The organism is Campylobacter concisus, from assembly GCF_002913945.1.
GTDB classification, from domain to species: Bacteria; Campylobacterota; Campylobacteria; order Campylobacterales; family Campylobacteraceae; genus Campylobacter_A; species Campylobacter_A concisus_P.
Genome location: NZ_POZK01000017.1, coordinates 74,585 through 90,574, shown reverse-complemented (window position 1 = coordinate 90,574; position 15,990 = coordinate 74,585). Strand labels below are relative to the sequence as shown.

General features: G+C 38.7%; 16 protein-coding genes. 4 read left to right on the top strand and 12 right to left on the bottom strand.

Translation table 11 applies throughout. The annotated features are described in order from the left end of the window. Positions 1-3 precede the first annotated feature (3 nt). On the bottom strand, positions 4-1,845 hold the full coding sequence (gene ciaB, locus CYP64_RS03625) for an invasion protein CiaB (RefSeq protein WP_103648710.1): 1,842 nt from the start codon (positions 1,843-1,845) through the stop codon (positions 4-6). Positions 1,846-1,935: 90 nt separating this feature from the next. On the opposite strand from ciaB, the gene CYP64_RS03620 reads away from it, so the two are divergent. After that, on the top strand, positions 1,936-2,349 hold the full coding sequence (locus CYP64_RS03620; RefSeq protein ID WP_021091795.1) for an acyl-CoA thioesterase: 414 nt from the start codon (positions 1,936-1,938) through the stop codon (positions 2,347-2,349). 148 nt (positions 2,350-2,497) lie between these two features. Beyond that, entirely contained in the window at positions 2,498-3,136 is a 639-nt protein-coding gene (locus tag CYP64_RS03615) for a Crp/Fnr family transcriptional regulator (RefSeq protein ID WP_103648709.1), read from the top strand. Between the two features lie 79 nt (positions 3,137-3,215). On the opposite strand, the gene CYP64_RS03610 is transcribed toward CYP64_RS03615, so the two are convergent. The 11 genes from CYP64_RS03610 to CYP64_RS03560 form a co-directional block, all read right to left on the bottom strand. Further along, entirely contained in the window at positions 3,216-4,082 is an 867-nt protein-coding gene (locus CYP64_RS03610) for a formate/nitrite transporter family protein (RefSeq protein ID WP_072594540.1), read from the bottom strand. A 162-nt stretch (positions 4,083-4,244) separates the two neighbouring features. Next, positions 4,245-4,691 (bottom strand): hydrogenase 3 maturation endopeptidase HyCI, encoded by a 447-nt coding sequence (locus CYP64_RS03605; RefSeq protein WP_021091859.1) that lies wholly within the window; start codon positions 4,689-4,691, stop codon positions 4,245-4,247. Continuing rightward, entirely contained in the window at positions 4,691-5,035 is a 345-nt protein-coding gene (locus tag CYP64_RS03600) for a formate hydrogenlyase maturation HycH family protein (RefSeq protein WP_021091884.1), read from the bottom strand. Before CYP64_RS03600 ends, CYP64_RS03605 begins: the two co-directional genes overlap by 1 nt. Then, the gene (locus CYP64_RS03595) at positions 5,032-5,856 is read right to left on the bottom strand and encodes an NADH-quinone oxidoreductase subunit B family protein (protein WP_021091627.1); all 825 of its coding nucleotides are present in this window, start codon (positions 5,854-5,856) and stop codon (positions 5,032-5,034) included. Before CYP64_RS03595 ends, CYP64_RS03600 begins: the two co-directional genes overlap by 4 nt. Then, positions 5,853-6,392 carry a formate hydrogenlyase complex iron-sulfur subunit gene (locus CYP64_RS03590; protein WP_054197155.1) on the bottom strand — a complete coding sequence of 180 codons (540 nt, stop codon included), beginning with the start codon at positions 6,390-6,392 and terminating at the stop codon, positions 5,853-5,855. Before CYP64_RS03590 ends, CYP64_RS03595 begins: the two co-directional genes overlap by 4 nt. Continuing rightward, entirely contained in the window at positions 6,389-8,125 is a 1,737-nt protein-coding gene (locus CYP64_RS03585) for a hydrogenase large subunit (RefSeq protein ID WP_103648708.1), read from the bottom strand. The genes CYP64_RS03590 and CYP64_RS03585 overlap by 4 nt, the downstream gene beginning before the upstream one ends. Continuing rightward, positions 8,122-9,603 (bottom strand): hydrogenase 4 subunit F, encoded by a 1,482-nt coding sequence (locus CYP64_RS03580; protein ID WP_021091695.1) that lies wholly within the window; start codon positions 9,601-9,603, stop codon positions 8,122-8,124. The genes CYP64_RS03585 and CYP64_RS03580 overlap by 4 nt, the downstream gene beginning before the upstream one ends. Positions 9,604-9,605: 2 nt before the next feature. After that, a complete protein-coding gene (gene hyfE / locus CYP64_RS03575; protein ID WP_103648707.1) occupies positions 9,606-10,250 on the bottom strand; it encodes a hydrogenase 4 membrane subunit in 645 nt (214 codons plus the stop codon). Position 10,251: 1 nt separating this feature from the next. Next, positions 10,252-11,172, bottom strand: a complete 921-nt coding sequence (locus CYP64_RS03570) for a respiratory chain complex I subunit 1 family protein (RefSeq protein WP_084041928.1) — start codon at positions 11,170-11,172, stop codon at positions 10,252-10,254. A gap of 9 nt (positions 11,173-11,181) precedes the next feature. Then, positions 11,182-13,149, bottom strand: a complete 1,968-nt coding sequence (locus CYP64_RS03565; RefSeq protein ID WP_103648706.1) for a proton-conducting transporter transmembrane domain-containing protein — start codon at positions 13,147-13,149, stop codon at positions 11,182-11,184. Between the two features lies 1 nt (position 13,150). After that, complete coding sequence (locus CYP64_RS03560; RefSeq protein ID WP_021091760.1) at positions 13,151-13,720, bottom strand: 4Fe-4S dicluster domain-containing protein; 570 nt, start codon at positions 13,718-13,720, stop codon at positions 13,151-13,153. Between the two features lie 414 nt (positions 13,721-14,134). On the opposite strand from CYP64_RS03560, the gene CYP64_RS03555 reads away from it, so the two are divergent. Together CYP64_RS03555 and CYP64_RS03550 are read left to right on the top strand one after the other, a co-directional pair. Continuing rightward, positions 14,135-15,220, top strand: coding sequence for an MBL fold metallo-hydrolase (locus CYP64_RS03555; protein ID WP_103648705.1), 1,086 nt, complete (start codon positions 14,135-14,137; stop codon positions 15,218-15,220). Positions 15,221-15,264: 44 nt separating this feature from the next. After that, entirely contained in the window at positions 15,265-15,552 is a 288-nt protein-coding gene (locus CYP64_RS03550) for a hypothetical protein (protein WP_103648704.1), read from the top strand. Positions 15,553-15,990: the final 438 nt, after the last annotated feature.

Sequence of the window (15,990 nt, the reverse complement as noted above, 5' to 3'; positions counted from 1 at the left end):
TCTTTATCTATCTTTCTCTGCCTTTTTGGCTAAACTTTGCCATCTTTGCCACTCGCCACTTTCATCGACGTCGTTGCCTATAGCTTCGTATCTAGCGTAAAAATGCTCAACAAATTTCTTGCACTCTTCATCTTTTGGTAGATAGCTTAGTTCATCTTTTTGGCAAAATTTCTCTAAAAATGTGCTCGCATCATCTTTTTTAGCGTATGTTTGCGCTAGATCGTAGTAGTTTTCTAAGCAAATTTCTTTAAATTTAGCGTAAGCTTGCTCGCTCATATCTACGCTTAGCTTGCCGTCAAATTTAAGCACACCAGCCCTAAAAAGTAGGCTAAGATGTATGAGTCCCTCGCAGTAATACGCCCTCACCTCATCGACCTTTCGCCACGCGATAAGCCCAACAGCACGGGCTATTAGCTCATGAAAGACGGCCATTTTATACTCCGCCTCTTCATGCAAGAAAAAATTTACTAACCCGCCAGTTGTCGCCTTGTACTCTTCTATAAATTTAAATACGCCACTTTTATTCATGCTCATCTCGGTATCAAGCCCGATAAAGAGGATGTGTCCAAACTCATGGCCGATCGTTGAGATTTCATAGACTTTTTTCCAAATTTTTGGCTTTAAAAATAAAATTTCTCTACCAAAATTCAAAAATTCCTTGCTAAAAATTTCAGCCCCAAGCTTCATAAAAGGCTTTGCTTTTGCTCCTTCATAGACGTGATTTACAAAGGCAAAAATTTTCTTGCCACATTTTGCACTAACACTCTCATCGTTTGGCACGACCTGAGCGCTAAAAAGCCCGTTTAGCTCAGCTCCGTAATAGATCATCGGCACGCTTATATAAAGCTGCGTCCTAGCGATATTTTCGCTAACTGCCTTGTTTGTCGAGGCATTATCAAACTTGATCTTTTCGCAAACGCTCTTATAAGTTTTTGCCACTTTTTCTTTAAATTTAAGCTCATCTATGCCCTCGCTATCAACAAGTCTAATATCCCACTCAAGTGCGACTGCGTGCGTGTAGGCATCCTCGTAGTACTCTAGTGGATGGCCCGGCTGAAGTGCGCCTTTTATATCCATCCACGCTATCTCGGCTTCTTGCCAAGCATTTATCACCTTTGCATTATCCTCTTCACAAAAGGCGTTTTGTAACTTTTCGAGGTATTTTACGTAAGATTTTTGCTCGTCATTTTGGGCTAAATTTCTTAAAATTTCAAGATTTTTAGTAAAGATTTTTTTAAGCTCTCTCACCTCATCTTTAAAAGCGAGTGCGTAAGGCAAAAAGCTAAATTTCTCGCCCTCTTTTACTACCGCGCCATACGTTCTATCAGCCCTAGCGCCACTAGCGTCGCACTGAAATAAGCCGTTTTTAGCAATAAACTCATTTGCCTGGCTTAAATCTTTAAATTTAGTCTCAAACTCTTTGTTTGTAGTGTCGATAATACGATCCTGCCATGAAATTTGCCACGCATTTAGACTAAGTCCAAGCTCGTGCAGAGCCTGCACAAAGGCTTGATTAAACTGATCTAAAATTTTCTCTTCTTTGGCCTTTTCTAAAAGCTTGGCGTGCAGATTTTCATATAAATTTCTAACGTAGCCATACATTAAATTTAGCACTCGTTTTTGCTCGTCTTCGCCTAAATTTAGCTTTTTTAGCTCATTTTGAAGCGGATCTACTTTAAGATCTACTATCCTTCTTGCAAGAGCTAGTTTTTGGCTTGGTGTGCCAGCAAGAGCACAAATTTTAACAGCCTCGTTTATGATATCATCGTCTAAATTTTTATAAATAGCATTTAACTTCTTTTTTTGCTCTTTTGCAAGTTCGTTTAATCTTTTAAAATCGTTCATATTTTATCCCCTGAAGTTGCAGGATTTTAGCATAAAGCCATTAAAATTTGCTACAATCAACCAAAAATTTTAACATCTAAAAGGCAAAAAATGGATATTTTAAAAGATTTTGGTGAGCCACGCATAAAACAAGTTATGTTGCCAAAAGATACAAACTCAGCTGGAAATATTTTTGGTGGCTGGATAATGAGTCAGATCGACCTTGCGGGTGCTCAGGCTGCTAGAGAAATTTCTCCCGAGCGCGTTGTGACCATTTCTATGAAAGAGATCATTTTCAAGCAACCTGTCTTTGTTGGCGATGTGCTAAGCTGCTACGCTAAAATCATCTCTGTTGGTAAAACCTCAATAACAACGCAAATAGAAGTAACCGCTCTTAGGCTAAATCCGGGCGGATATAGAGAAACTATACACGTTACAAGCGCTACTGCAACTTACGTAAGCGTGACAAAAGATGGACTTAAAAAGCCAATCGATGAGAAGCTAAAACAACTTCATGGATTTTAAAAATTTGGTTGCGATTTATGCAACCAATTTAAAAAATTAATACTACTTTTAAAAATTATTGAAATTCTTAAACTAAAAGCAATATTTTTCAACTTCTTTAAATGCTTTGTAAAGTAAAATCAGGCTCTATACATTTTTTGGGAGAAAAATGAAAAAATCACGTCTAGGTCTTTTGCAAACACAAATCACAAAGATCCTAACTCAAAATGAGCTTGATAAATTTGAGTACAAAGAGCTACCAAAAACAAGCATAATCTACACCGAAGAGATCAAGATCATCATCTTAAAAAGTGGCTGTGCAAAGCTCTCATTTTTTGAAGATGGAGAGGAATTTATCCTTTATCATTTGGAATCAAATAACATTGCTGTTCTTGATGATAATTGTGCTTTTGAAATTTTAGAAGACGCAAAAATTTACTCCATAAACTTAAGCGAAATAAGTGAAATTTTATCAAATTCAAATGTCGCAGATGAAATTTTAAAAGCTGTGCTAAATGCAGTGATCGTGCAACGCCAAATCATAAAATCCATACTTTTTGAAGATGCAAAAGGCAGGATTGCAAATTTTTTGATCGAGCTTGCAAAGGAGCAGGATCTAAAACAAAATGGCTATCATTATGTCTTTTTACCATTTTCTCTAAAAGTGCTCTCAAGCTTTGTGGGGCTCAAACGCCAAAGCGCTTCAACTGCTTTTAATGAGCTTATAAAAGATGACATCATAAGAAAGATCACACCACACGAGTTTTTAATAATTGATTATGAAAAACTTGAAAGTTACACAAACTAAAAACCAAAAATTTTTATAATAGCTAGCAAAGAGTAGTCTTAAAGGATTAGTCTTTGCCAAGAAGCAAAGACTAAAATTTTTAAGCTTTTTTCTTCATATCGAATTTATTTGCCATAAAGCCAACTAACCCCACAAAGAAAAGTCCGCCGCAGATATTACCAAGTGTAACTGGAACTAAGTTTTTACCGATGAAATTTCCCCAGTTTAAAACTTCTAGTTTTTCAGCCGTAATGCCATGTCCTAGAGCCGCAGCTGCAGCAGCGATATCTCCACCATTTGCTGCTATATAGTGAGCTTTTGAGATGATGGCTTCAGTGATTATGAACATATTTGCCACGCAGTGCTCCATTGAGCAAGCCACAAATGCGCCGATCATCCACATAATGGCAAAGAATTTACCAGATAGATTGCTCTCACTTGTCGCAGTCCAAATAGACATACAAACAAAGACGTTACAAAAAATTCCGCGGATAAATAGCTCATGAAATGGTGCTGTGATCTTGCCAATACCAGCTGGTATAAAGTGCTGCAAGATGTAGCCATCATACTTTAGTGGCAAGCCTGAATAGTAGTACATATAAGCGATCAATGCGCCACCAACGAAGTTAAATATCCAAACGATAGCCCAGTATCCGATAGTCTTACCTAGTTTTAGCTTTCCTTCATATGCGCTAACACCACTTAAAACAGAGCTTGTAAAAAGATGTCCACCATAAAAAACAACCATCATAAGACCACAGCTAAATGTGATACCGCCGATAAAATTTGAAAGGCCAATAGACTGATTTTCAGCCATACCAACTGTCGAGTGAGCCCAAAAAATATCACCCATAGCAATAGCAGCTCCAGCCATGATAGCAAGGAAGATAATACTAGTAAGTGGCATATGAGCCTTATGCTCCATAGAGCTTGAGACCGCTTGAGCGGTTTCTGCCGGATTTAACATCACATTCTCCTTTTTATTTTCAATCTCGCACATGAGCCAAGCTCATCTTTGCGACCAAAGTTTAACACTTTACAAAATCACTAAAGTCAAATCAATGCTTGCGATTAAAAGCAAATTTTGCCTTTAGCAACCAAAAAGACTAAATTTAGCTATTTACTAAATTTAACCGACTAAATTTTTATCAATCTCTACAATTCTCAAAAAAGCTTTTCTGGCACTTTTTTTAGCCTGCTCGCTTAGTCCCTCTTCAAAATTTAAGACATTTTCGAGCAAGACGCTAATGCCTAAAAAAAGCGTCTTTGGGCAAATTTTTCGCAAATAGCTTAAGAGTACTGGCGTTGGTAGATTGTGAGTTGAGTAGATGTAGTCTCTATCGTCACTTAGGTCAAAAAACTCTATCTTATCCTCATCAAAGCCGCTCATCGCATCGACTACTATCAAGATATCAGGCGCAAATTCTCTAATAGCTGAGAATTCATTCTCAGGCACATCTTGCCCAAAAAAGACCTTCCACTCTTTTAGCTCAGCTTCTACAATGCGACCTACTTCATTACCCACATCATCATCGCCACGCATAGGATTACCAATGCAAAGGATGGCTTTTTTCATCAAAAGTCCTTCCTAAGCACGATATATCCCTCTTTTAAATTTGCCAAAATTTCTTTAAGCTTACACTCACAAAGCTGTGGCAAGAGTTTAGCGATATGCTCGGCAAAAATCTCAACTTCAAAATACTTGCTTAAATTTCCGATCTTAAATTTCACGTATTCGCCTGAGTTTTTGATCATCTCGTCAAATTCCTCATCGCTTAGCTCTAAAATTTTCTCACTAAAGTCTATTGTGCCAACGCCGTGTCCCACGCAAGTGGAGAAAATTTTTATCTCCTTTAGCTCGCGTGGAAGCTTATCGTTGTCGTCCATATGCCTTTTTGTAAGCTTATAAACTTGTATCATCTCTTACTCCAAACCTCGCTATCAACGTCTATCGCAAAGCTTTTATCAGCTTTTGCATATTTTAGATAGACATCATTATGCAAAAGCCCCATGCACTCAGCATATCTAGGATCTTCTTCTTTTTTGATAGCTGTAAGCACAGCCTCTCTTGAAATGCTTGGGTCATGGACATCTTTTGAACATTTGATAGCATTCATATATTTTTCAAAAAGGATTCTACCAAAGATATAGCTCATTAGCCTTCTGCTTTCAGCTTGCAAGTCACGCTCAAATAAAATATCGCCTATAACAGACTTCTCAACTGAAGGTGGCAATGTATTATCTTCCTCATAGCTTTTTTTATGAAGTTTTTGATCGATAATACCAAGAGCCATGCCAAGACCGTAAATAATGCTTGCTGGGTGTGGAGGACAGCCTGGGATATAGACATCAACTGGGATTATCTTATCGATGCCGCCCCAAACGCTATAAGCGTCGTGGAAAATTCCGCCACTGCTTCCGCATGCGCCAAGAGCAACCACGATCTTAGGATCTGGGGTCGCCTCATAAGCACGAAGGAGTGGATAATACATCTGTCTTGTTACAGGACCGGTGCAAAGCAAAATATCAGCGTGTCTTGGGTTTGCAACAAGTTTAAAACCAAAACGCTCAGGATCCCACATCGGCGTAATAGCTGCAAAAATTTCTATCTCACAGCCGTTACAGCTTCCGCAGTCGATCCTATAAACGCTAAAGCTTCTTTTGATATTTTTTAGATGCTCTAGCTTTGCAGTTAGATCATTTGCTGTTTTTATGTCCTCTGGGACTTGATATAGACTCATTTTATAGCCTCCTCAATGCCTTTTGTTAGCCTCTCAGCAGATTGATTTTTCTTGCACTCTGGGCAGATATAAAGGTAGTCTTTTGCCTCTTCAAGTCTGCCTGGGAGTAAATTTGCTGTGCCAAGCTTTTCAAGGGTGAAATTTATAAGCCTTTTTGGCGTAAATGGCTTACCGCAGCATTTGCAAGTTTGCATCTCAAGCTCACCCCTTTGTATAAGAGCACTCTTGTCAAATTTAACCGCAAGCTCAAAGCTATCGCTAAGTCTTACAGCTCCAGTTGGGCAAACCTCATCGCAGCGTCCGCAAAATATGCAGCGCCCACAGTCAAATTCCCAAACAAGCTTTGTTTGCTCCTCGTTCATCTTAAGCTCTATTGCGTTACTAGGACAAGCGATACCGCAAGCTGCACAACCTATGCAAAGATCGTATGTATAGTTTGGCTGACCACGGAAATTTTCAGGAACAATATATGGCTCAAATGGATAGGCGTATGTCGCCTTTCCATATTTTTCTGTGATGTCAAATAACTTCATCATCTTAAATCCTTTTTACTAACCCCGCCATCTTGACAGAATTTTTTAAGGTCTTTCTCTGTTAAAATTTTGCTCTTTTTAGTCCTTACATCGACTAATGTAACACGCTCAGTGCATGAGTAGCAAGGGTCAAGTGAGCAAACGATAAGCGCAGCGTCACTTATGTTGTTTCCTCTAAATTGATACCTTAGGCTTGGCCAGTTGTTATAAGTAGCCGCTCTACATCTCCAGCGATATACTTTTTGAGCGCTGCCTTGCATGATCCAGTGGACGTTCTCACCGCGTGGTGCTTCATCATGGCCAAGTGCAAAATTTTCAGGTTTGATCATAGTCACAGGATCGATCATGATCGGAGTTTGAGGCATTAGCTCAAAGCATTGGCGGATGATGTGGATAGAGCTTTTTAGCTCTTTATATCTAACCATCTCGCGAGCAAAAACGTCACAACCATGCTCAACTGCTACTTCAAATTCTATCTGTTTGAAAAAGTCGTATGGGTGATCGTAGCGGTTATCGCGTTTAAAGCCAGAGCCTCTCATATTTGGACCAACTGGGCTAAAGTCACGTGCTATTTGGCGGTCTAAGATACCTACACCTTTCCAGCGTCCGATTTGGCGTTTATCCTCCATAACTGCGTCCCAAATTTCTGAAATTTGAACGTCAAGTTTATTTATGATCTCGATGCCTTTTTTGATCTCTTGGTTTGTCATGTCACGTCTTAAGCCACCCATAACGACATTGCCGTATGTTTTACGTCCGCCAGTTACTAGCTGAGCTAACTCCATAGAGTACTCACGAACTCTAAAGATGTGCATGAAAGCGTTGTAGTTACCAGTGACCTCACAAGCTAGACCGATATTTAAAAGGTGGCTATGAAGACGCTCGATCTCAAGACAGATGACGCGTATAGCTTGAGCTCTTAGTGGAATTTCAAGCTTGATAGCTTTTTCTGCTGCTTCGATACAAGCGATAGCGTGAGCATAACCACAAATTCCACAAACGCGCTCTGCAAGATAGCCCATTTGGTCATAGTTCATTCTGTTTTCAGCTAGCTTTTCCATACCGCGGTGTTGATAAAAGAGGCGGTAGTCAGCGTCGATGATCTCGTCGCCGTCACAGAAAAGTCTAAAGTGACCTGGCTCATCTGAAGTAATATGTAGTGGTCCAAGTGGCACATCAACTACTGCGTCACCTGTTGGGAACAAAAACTCAGTATCAGGCTCATCTCTGTGATCAACTGGATCAGGGCGGTAGCGATAATCCATCGCATCTTTTCTAAGTGGGTGAAGTCCGTCTGGCCAGTCATCACTTAAAACTAGACGCCTTTTATCAGGCAAACCTTCGGCTACAAGGCCAAACATATCATAAGCTTCTCTTTCGTACCAAACACAAGCTGGCACTAGCGGAGTAACAGATGGAAATGTCGGATCGCTTCCCGGAATAAGCGTTTTAACAGTGATAAAGCACTTATCCTCAGCTGCAAAGTCATCCGCTTCAGTCATTTTGCTACCTTCCATTGAAAGAGCATAATAAAGAGCAAAGCTACCATTTATCTGGCGCTCGTCATTTGGTATCATCGTGCTTATGAAGCCACCAATATCATAATAAAGTGTTTTAACAGCTAGTGGAAGATCATTTCTATCAACCAAAACTGTGATCTGATCGTCTGCTTGACGAGTTACTTCTAAAATTTTTACCTTGGTTTTTAGGATTTCAACAAATTTATCGCCTCTCATTTTAAAGCTCCCATCATTATATTAACACCGTTATCTACTAGCGTATAAAAGCTATCTACGTGCCATACGCCAAAGATTATGATAAGGGCACAAAGTGCTATAAGAGGTAAATTCTCTAACAAACTCATCTCTTTATTATGAACAACCACACCTTTTGGCTCACCAAAGCTTGCCATGTTAAAGTGTGCAAAGTCAGCTATGAAAATAACTGCAAGTGCAATAGCAAATAGCGCAACTGCGATGTATTGACCGCTTGTGATAGCTCCTACAAAGACGTTATATTCACTAACAAATATAGCAAATGCTGGAACACCAACTAGTGAGCAAACAGCCGCGCCAAACATTATAGTGGTAATAGGCGCGATCTTAACCATGCCGCCCATCTTACTCATATCTTTGTGGCCATAAATTCTTGCGATATTGCCTGTTGAGCAGAAAGCCAAAGCTTTTGTAAAGCTGTGAGCCAAGCAGTGGAATATCGCTGCAAATAGACCAAATTTACCGCCAACACCAAGTGCAAATGCGATAACACCCATGTGAACGATTGAGTGGTATGCAAACATTCTTTTTACGTTGTGTTGTCTGATTAGGAAAAATCCCGCCACAAAAAGAGTGATAGTTCCTGAAACGATCATTATGCCCTCAACAAAGCTAAATCCAACTGCTTGAGCTGTGATAGCGTAGTATCTTAAAAGTGCTAGCATCGCACATTTTAAAAGTACGCCTGAAAGCAAAGCTGAGATAGGCGCTGGACCTTCAGCGTGAACGTCTGGTAGCCAAGTGTGAGTTGGAGCAAGACCAGCTTTTGTACCAAAACCAATTAGAGCAAATACAAAGATAAGTTTTGCCGCATCTGGGTTTAAATTTTTAGCGTTTGCCATTATGCTTGAAAATAGCATAGAAGCTTCGCCATCTCCTAGAGTGCTAAATGTGGCTGAATATAAAAGAACAGTCGCATAAAGTGCAAATGCTAGACCGATTGAGCAAAGAACGATGTATTTGTAACCACTCTCTGTTGATTTTTGATCTTTATGAATAGCAACCAAAAATACTGAAGCAAGAGTTGTAGCCTCGATAGCAGCCCACATAAACGCAACGTTATTGCAAATAACGCTTAAAGTCATTGTAAAGATAAATACATGGCTTAGTGCATAATATTTTTTAAGATCGCTTAAGTGGATGTGTCCGTCTTCAAGCTCCCATCTCATGTAGTGGATAGAGTAGAAATTTACTATAAATCCAGTTACAGCGATAAGCACCAAGAAAACACAGCCTAAGCTATCTAAAAACAAAAATTTATCAAAACTATAAAAAGTTCCGCTACTTAAGACTTTAAGAACATTGTTAAGTAAAGCCACCGATGTCGCAGCAGAAAACAAAACGTGAAGTCCGCTTAATACCGCATAATTTTTAGGACTCAAAAACAAGACCAAAGCACCAAGGAGCGGTAAGATAAGTATTAAAGCTAAACTATCCATCTCTAACCCCTTAAATTTGAAGCTTTAGAAGTATCTAAGCTATCATAAGCTTTATAAAATCTAATCGCTAAGACGCTCATGATAATAACGGCAAATATCGCATCTGTTAAAATTCCAAGCTCGACTAACTCATGTGAGTTATAAGCCATTAGAGCAAGGCTTAGGTGGATACCGTTTTCAAACAAGCAGTAAGCTAGAATTTGTTTTATAAATGAGTTTCTTAGCATGAAGCCAAAAATTCCCATCATAAAGACCGTTCCAGCTGCGATTAGCATGATCTCTTCTTTGATAAGAGAGAATTTTAAAAATATAGGGTGGATACTCATTGAAAGAGCTAGAGAAAATCCCATAGCAATAACAGGACTTACAAAAAATCCACCAACTGGCTCATCTTCGCTAACTACGCCAAGTTTTTTGATAAGCCAGAATAAAATTCCTGGCACAAGTAAAACTTTGGTAAAAAATGCAACGATCGCCCAAGTTTTGAGCTGTTCGGCGTTAAATTTCTCAGATAGCAAGAAAAATATGCTAACTAAAAGCAATGTCTCAACCGCATAAGCGATGATAGATAGCTTTAAATTTCTAAGGCCAAAAACCGCAAGCGAAGTTACGATCATGCAAATGGCTAAAATATCAAGTGTTTGCATCTCACACTCCTACTACATAAAGTGTTAGTGCAACAAACGAGATAGCAAGTGCACCAAGTGCATTTTTGCGTAAAGATGAAGTCATTTTAAAGCGTGGTCCAAAGTTGTCTATAAAGACAGCCGCTACGTAAAATACTCCAGTTTTTATCACAAAAACGATAATAGCTAAGAAAGGATTGCTAAAATTCCATGGCTCAAATATAGTTAGGAAAAGTCCGATCATAGCAAACTGTTTTAATATAAGTGATGCTTGAACTAAACCAAGGTCGCTACCTGCATACTCGCCAAGTAAGCCTTCTTGAAGCTCTTGCTCAGCTTCAGCTACGTCAAATGGTTTTCTACCGGTCTCAACATACATGCACCATAAAAATGCGATAGAAGCTACGGCAAAACTTGGGATTTGATATCCGATAACACCAGTTTTTACCATCTCTTGGATCTCAATTAAATTTGATGTTTTAGCTGCAAGCATTACTACGATTAGACACATGATCATAACTGGCTCGACATATACGCCTAGCATTTGCTCCCTGCCGCCGCCTGTTGCTGCAAATGGGTTGCCGCTATCCATCGAAGCTGCACCAAATACAAATCTAAGCAATGCGCCAAGATAAAGGATCACAAATATATCTGAATATGCTCCAAAAACAGTGTCTTTGCTATATGTTATAGGTATAGCAGCTAGCACTGCAGCTGAAGTTGCAAAAAGGAAAAATGGAGCCCATCTAAATACCCAGTGAGAGCACTCAGGGACGGTTCTTCCTCTTCTAAAGAGTTTTATAATATCACGATATGTTTGAAAGAAATCGCTACCTTGTTTTGATTGAAGTCTAGCCCTTAGTTTTCTTGCCATACCATCAAACAAAGGAGCTACCAAAACGATAACGACTACTTGAAATATCATTAAAAGTATAGTTTGCATTTTCGTCTCCTAAACTAAAAAGTAGCCCACAGCAAGTATGGCACAAAGATAAATTAGGATATAAAGTGTATATATGTTTGTATATCCGCTTTGAACGATGCCTAGTTTATCGGCAAATTTCATACACCATTTGATGACTGGCTCATAAAACATCCCCCACCAGATATCTTTTGGATGGTTGTGATATTCAACCGCATCAAAATAATTTCTAGTAATGATCTTTTTATCAGCTCTAAATAGCCATTGCATGATCTTTCTAAGATCGCCTGTAAATGGTCCACCTGTCATTTGCATACGTGAGCTATATTTAAAGCCGCATGCCCAAGGATCAGTCTCGCGTGGTTTATCTCTGTTTGCTTTCATAACAGCAAGGATGATAAATGGCAAAATCATTGTTGAACAAAGAACCAAGGCTATCAATGGAGTTGAGATCATACTGCCTATTGGTGAAGTTACATTTATAGCTCCAAGGCTAGCTTTATAGTCGCTTATAGCGATAGAATTTACAGCTTGCATGATGTAATCAACTATGTAGTTTGCGCCAAGGCCAAAGCCAACGCAGCCTATCATTAGGATGATCATACCAAGAACCATGCCTATCGGACTCTCTTTAGCATTTTCCCAAATTTTTTGATCTCTTGGAGTACCTGCAAAGATAACAGCGTAAAGTTTAAGGTGCATACCAACCAAAACGCCTGTTAGCGCAAGAGCTACGACGCCAAGTGTAAATGCATATCTAACTAATGTTCCTTCTCCCATCGCACCTTGAAGCATACCTTGATATGTAAACCACTCTGAAACAAAGCCATTTACTGGAGGTAAAGCTGCGATACCCATGATACCTATAAACATACCGAGGCTTGTCCATGGCATCTTTTTAGCAAGACCACCAAGGATGTCCATATTTTGTGTATGAGTAGCGTGGATAACTGAACCAGCGCAAAGAAAAAGCAAGCCTTTAAATATAGCGTGGTTAACTACGTGGTAGCAACCTGCTAGAAAACCTACTGCTGCAAGCGTTAAATTTCCAGCTGCAACGCCATAAATACCTGTTCCAAGACCTAACAAGATGATGCCTATGTTCTCAACTGAGTGGTAAGCAAGCAAAGCCTTAAAGTCGTGTTGGCAAAGAGCGTATAAAACACCAAATAGTGAGCTAGCTGCACCAAGAGCGAGTATTGTAAGTCCAAAATATGTGCTAAGTGGTAGGTAAAGTGTAAATTTAACTAGCGTAAATAGAGCAACTTTAATCATAACGCCTGACATAAGGGCTGAAACGTTTGATGGTGCTGCTGGGTGAGCTTGTGGAAGCCAAACGTGGAATGGCCACATACCAGCTTTACTACCAAAGCCAACCAAGAATAGTATAAATACAGCAACAGAAGCGCCAAATGGCATCTTAACGCCCATAAATGCACTAAAGTCAAAGCTTCCTGCATAGTAGGCTGTGATAAGCAAACCACAGGTGATACAAAATGCACCGATTTGTGCGATGCCAAGATATACCATAACTGCTTTAAGTGTATTTTTACCATCATTGACGATGATAAGAAATGATGAAATAAGAGTCATAAGCTCCCATAAAACAACAAAGCAAAATACATTATCAGCGCTAATTACTAGAAGCATTGAAAGGATAAATGTATTAAACAAACATGCAAATACGCCAACGTTTGCTTTTTTGATGTACTCTTCAGCGTAGCTCATACCATAAACGCTACTTGCAAATCCTATGAAAACAACGACAAAGCTAAAGAAATTTCCAAGTGGATTTAGCGCAAATTTTGGCGAATACAAAAAGCCATCCATAAGAGCGAAGCTATCGCTTACTCCCATATTTGCAACAAAGTGACACATCGCATAAAAACAGCTTAAAGCACTTAGTCCAAAACCAACCTTTACAGCGGCCTTTGGAGCACAATAAAGCAAGATGCTAACGACGGCACTTACAAGAAATAGCATATAAACCGTAGTCATCTTATGCTCCTTGTCCGTTTAAAATTTTAGTAGCAAATTTATTCGCTGCTTCATAGTCTATCCTCTTGCCAAGTTTATGTTTGCCCTCTTCTGGATCAATCATAACAAGAGCACTTGTCGGACAGACATCAACGCAAGCTGGTCCGTTCTCACGACCAAAGCACATATCGCATTTAACAGCGATATTTTTTGCGCCTGATTGTGACTCTATCTCAAGGTTATACTTTGGCTCGACAGCGTAATTTACTGAAGGCATAAGCTCCGCACTTGAGCTTATCGCACCGTAAGGACAAGCGATCGTACACATCTTACAGCCTATACAAATTTCCTCATGGAGTTCGATGCAATTATCATTAAATCGCAACGCTCCAGTTGGACACACATTCGCACAAGGACCATCGTCGCATTGTCTGCACTGAGTTGGCATAACGCCAGTAGCTTCTCTTAGCACACTTAGCCTTGCACGTGACAGCTTGCCACGTTCATAAGCGCTCTTAAAACATGCAGCCATGCAGGTTGCACATCCTATACAGCGTTTATAATCGGCAATCACAAATTTATGTTTTTTCATAAATTCCTCCCATTAAACAAGGCTAAACTGCCCTGCTCACTTTTAAAGTGATGGTTAGTCACCAAAATAGAGATAGTTAAATTTTTATTTAACATCTCAAACGCTCCTTCCTAATTTTTGTAATAATTCTATAACTTACAATGAATAAATTCCGTCATCTATCTGACAAATTTTGTATTTTTAAAATTAAATTTTTATTTTATATATTTTTAAGATTATCTATTTAATATCGATTTTTAGGTATATTTATTTGCTAAAGGATAATATTTATTAATAAAATTTTCCTATAAAGAGTAAAAACATCCTAATTAACTTTAAATTTATAAGTTAATTATTTAAGCTCTGGTTAATTAAATAAAACTGAAATTTAAAAATCTAAAATATAATCCGACCTTTAAATTTAAAAGGCTTTTTATGGGAATTTTTATAGTTATAGTTTTGTTTATTGTTGCAGTTTTTATTTTTATGAAATTTACTCCAGTTTTTGGTGGCGTGCCAGATATTAAAAGCCAAAAGCTAATAAAGGCTTCACCAAATTTTAACGGCAAAGTTTTTATAAATTTAGAGCCAACGATTAATATGGTAAAAAATAATCCACAAGCATCTATGTTAAATTACATTCCGCAAGCACTCTTTCCACCAAAAGGCAAGCTACCAACTAAGCCTTTGCCAAATTTAAAATTTGACGCAAATGCCTTGAAAAATGGAGAATTTATCTGGCTTGGGCACGTTAGCCTCATATGCAAGCTTGATGATAAAATCATCATCACAGATCCAGTTTTGCACCGAGCATTTCCACTGCCAATTGGCGGTAAGCCCTTTACCTATGAGCATGCTATCACCGCTAGTGACTACCCAGATGTGATCGACATCGCCCTCATCTCGCACGATCACTACGATCATCTTGATCATAAAACGATCCTTGAGCTAAAAGATAGAATTTGCAAATTTCTAGTGCCACTTAGCGTAAAAGCTCACCTTGTAAAATGGGGCGTTGATGAAGACAAAATTTATGAGTTTGACTGGTTTGGTGAGCAAAAAATAGGAAATTTAAACTTCACGTTTTGTCCTTCAAGGCACTTTAGTGGGCGCACATTTAAAAGAAATACGACGCTTTGGGGTGGCTGGGCGATTGAAGAGACTGGCTTTAGCTTTTATTTTAGCGGAGATGGCGGATACGGCAAGCATTTTAAGATGATAAATGAGAAATTTGGCGCCTTTGATCTAGTTTTTATCGAAAATGGTGCTTATGGCGATGGCTGGCCTTACGTGCATATGAGGCCAGAGGAGTCGGCGCAAGCACTAAAAGATCTTGGTGCAAAGCTTGGTGTACCGGTGCACTGGGGCAAATTTGATCTATCTTATCATGCTTGGGATGAGCCGATCAAGCGTTTTGAAAAGGCAGCGACAAACCTTGAGCTAAACTACGCAACGCCGATGATCGGAGAAGTTTTCACCGCACAAAATCAGCCTAGGGAAAAGTGGTGGGAGAAAATTTAGGAATAAAATTTGCTCTAAATTTTAAAATCCAAAAGGAAATGTAGATGAAAATTTCTGAAAATTTAGTAAATCTAAAAAATGTCATCGATAAAGCTGCAAAAAACGACCTTGATATGAGCGCAACTGGAAGCTTTTTACAAAATTTAGAAAAAGCAAACAAAGAGACTGAAAAAATTTATAAACAGCTAGAAAAAGAGCTAAAAAGCGATGCGCAAATGTTTAAACAATTTGACTTCATGCAGATGATAACAAAGCTTCAATACGGCAACCTAAAGCCAAATGAACGTGAAAAACTGCTCAATAAAATGAGCAAGATCGCCAAGGAAATTTAATTTTAAATAGGCTTGATGCGGAGTTAAATTTTACTATTTCTGTGAAATTTGGTGGGTTTTGGTGAGTGATTTGCTTAAAATAAATTTATTTACCTGGGGTGACTTCTTGAACTCGTATATATTTCTATATTTCTACCAAAACGCTTGTGCATTCATAGCTTACATGGTGGCATAGGCATACTACTGCTTTAGGTTTTTAGGCAAATTTTTAAAATTTCATAAACGAGTAATTTCGGCTTTAATTTTAGTGGCAAGCCTTGCTAAACCTAGATCAGTAGTCAATTCTTGCAAGTGAGGGAAAGTTTTAAAATTTGCAAAATAGTAAATTTCTATTTTTAAAAATATAGACTTTAAATTTAAAAACTTTATTCAAAAGGGAGGGGATTTAAATTACGAAGCCGTCCCCTTATCCCCCTTTTTAAATCCCCTGTCTGCTTG

What these genes read in the sequence shown, in the direction of transcription:
- ciaB (WP_103648710.1), bottom strand. Translation starts at nt 1,845, where the DNA reads ATGAACGATTTTAAAAGATTAAACGAACTTGCAAAAGAGCAAAAAAAG.
- CYP64_RS03620 (WP_021091795.1), top strand. Translation starts at nt 1,936, where the DNA reads ATGGATATTTTAAAAGATTTTGGTGAGCCACGCATAAAACAAGTTATG.
- CYP64_RS03615 (WP_103648709.1), top strand. Translation starts at nt 2,498, where the DNA reads ATGAAAAAATCACGTCTAGGTCTTTTGCAAACACAAATCACAAAGATC.
- CYP64_RS03610 (WP_072594540.1), bottom strand. Translation starts at nt 4,082, where the DNA reads ATGTTAAATCCGGCAGAAACCGCTCAAGCGGTCTCAAGCTCTATGGAG.
- CYP64_RS03605 (WP_021091859.1), bottom strand. Translation starts at nt 4,691, where the DNA reads ATGAAAAAAGCCATCCTTTGCATTGGTAATCCTATGCGTGGCGATGAT.
- CYP64_RS03600 (WP_021091884.1), bottom strand. Translation starts at nt 5,035, where the DNA reads ATGATACAAGTTTATAAGCTTACAAAAAGGCATATGGACGACAACGAT.
- CYP64_RS03595 (WP_021091627.1), bottom strand. Translation starts at nt 5,856, where the DNA reads ATGAGTCTATATCAAGTCCCAGAGGACATAAAAACAGCAAATGATCTA.
- CYP64_RS03590 (WP_054197155.1), bottom strand. Translation starts at nt 6,392, where the DNA reads ATGATGAAGTTATTTGACATCACAGAAAAATATGGAAAGGCGACATAC.
- CYP64_RS03585 (WP_103648708.1), bottom strand. Translation starts at nt 8,125, where the DNA reads ATGAGAGGCGATAAATTTGTTGAAATCCTAAAAACCAAGGTAAAAATT.
- CYP64_RS03580 (WP_021091695.1), bottom strand. Translation starts at nt 9,603, where the DNA reads ATGGATAGTTTAGCTTTAATACTTATCTTACCGCTCCTTGGTGCTTTG.
- hyfE (WP_103648707.1), bottom strand. Translation starts at nt 10,250, where the DNA reads ATGCAAACACTTGATATTTTAGCCATTTGCATGATCGTAACTTCGCTT.
- CYP64_RS03570 (WP_084041928.1), bottom strand. Translation starts at nt 11,172, where the DNA reads ATGCAAACTATACTTTTAATGATATTTCAAGTAGTCGTTATCGTTTTG.
- CYP64_RS03565 (WP_103648706.1), bottom strand. Translation starts at nt 13,149, where the DNA reads ATGACTACGGTTTATATGCTATTTCTTGTAAGTGCCGTCGTTAGCATC.
- CYP64_RS03560 (WP_021091760.1), bottom strand. Translation starts at nt 13,720, where the DNA reads ATGAAAAAACATAAATTTGTGATTGCCGATTATAAACGCTGTATAGGA.
- CYP64_RS03555 (WP_103648705.1), top strand. Translation starts at nt 14,135, where the DNA reads ATGGGAATTTTTATAGTTATAGTTTTGTTTATTGTTGCAGTTTTTATT.
- CYP64_RS03550 (WP_103648704.1), top strand. Translation starts at nt 15,265, where the DNA reads ATGAAAATTTCTGAAAATTTAGTAAATCTAAAAAATGTCATCGATAAA.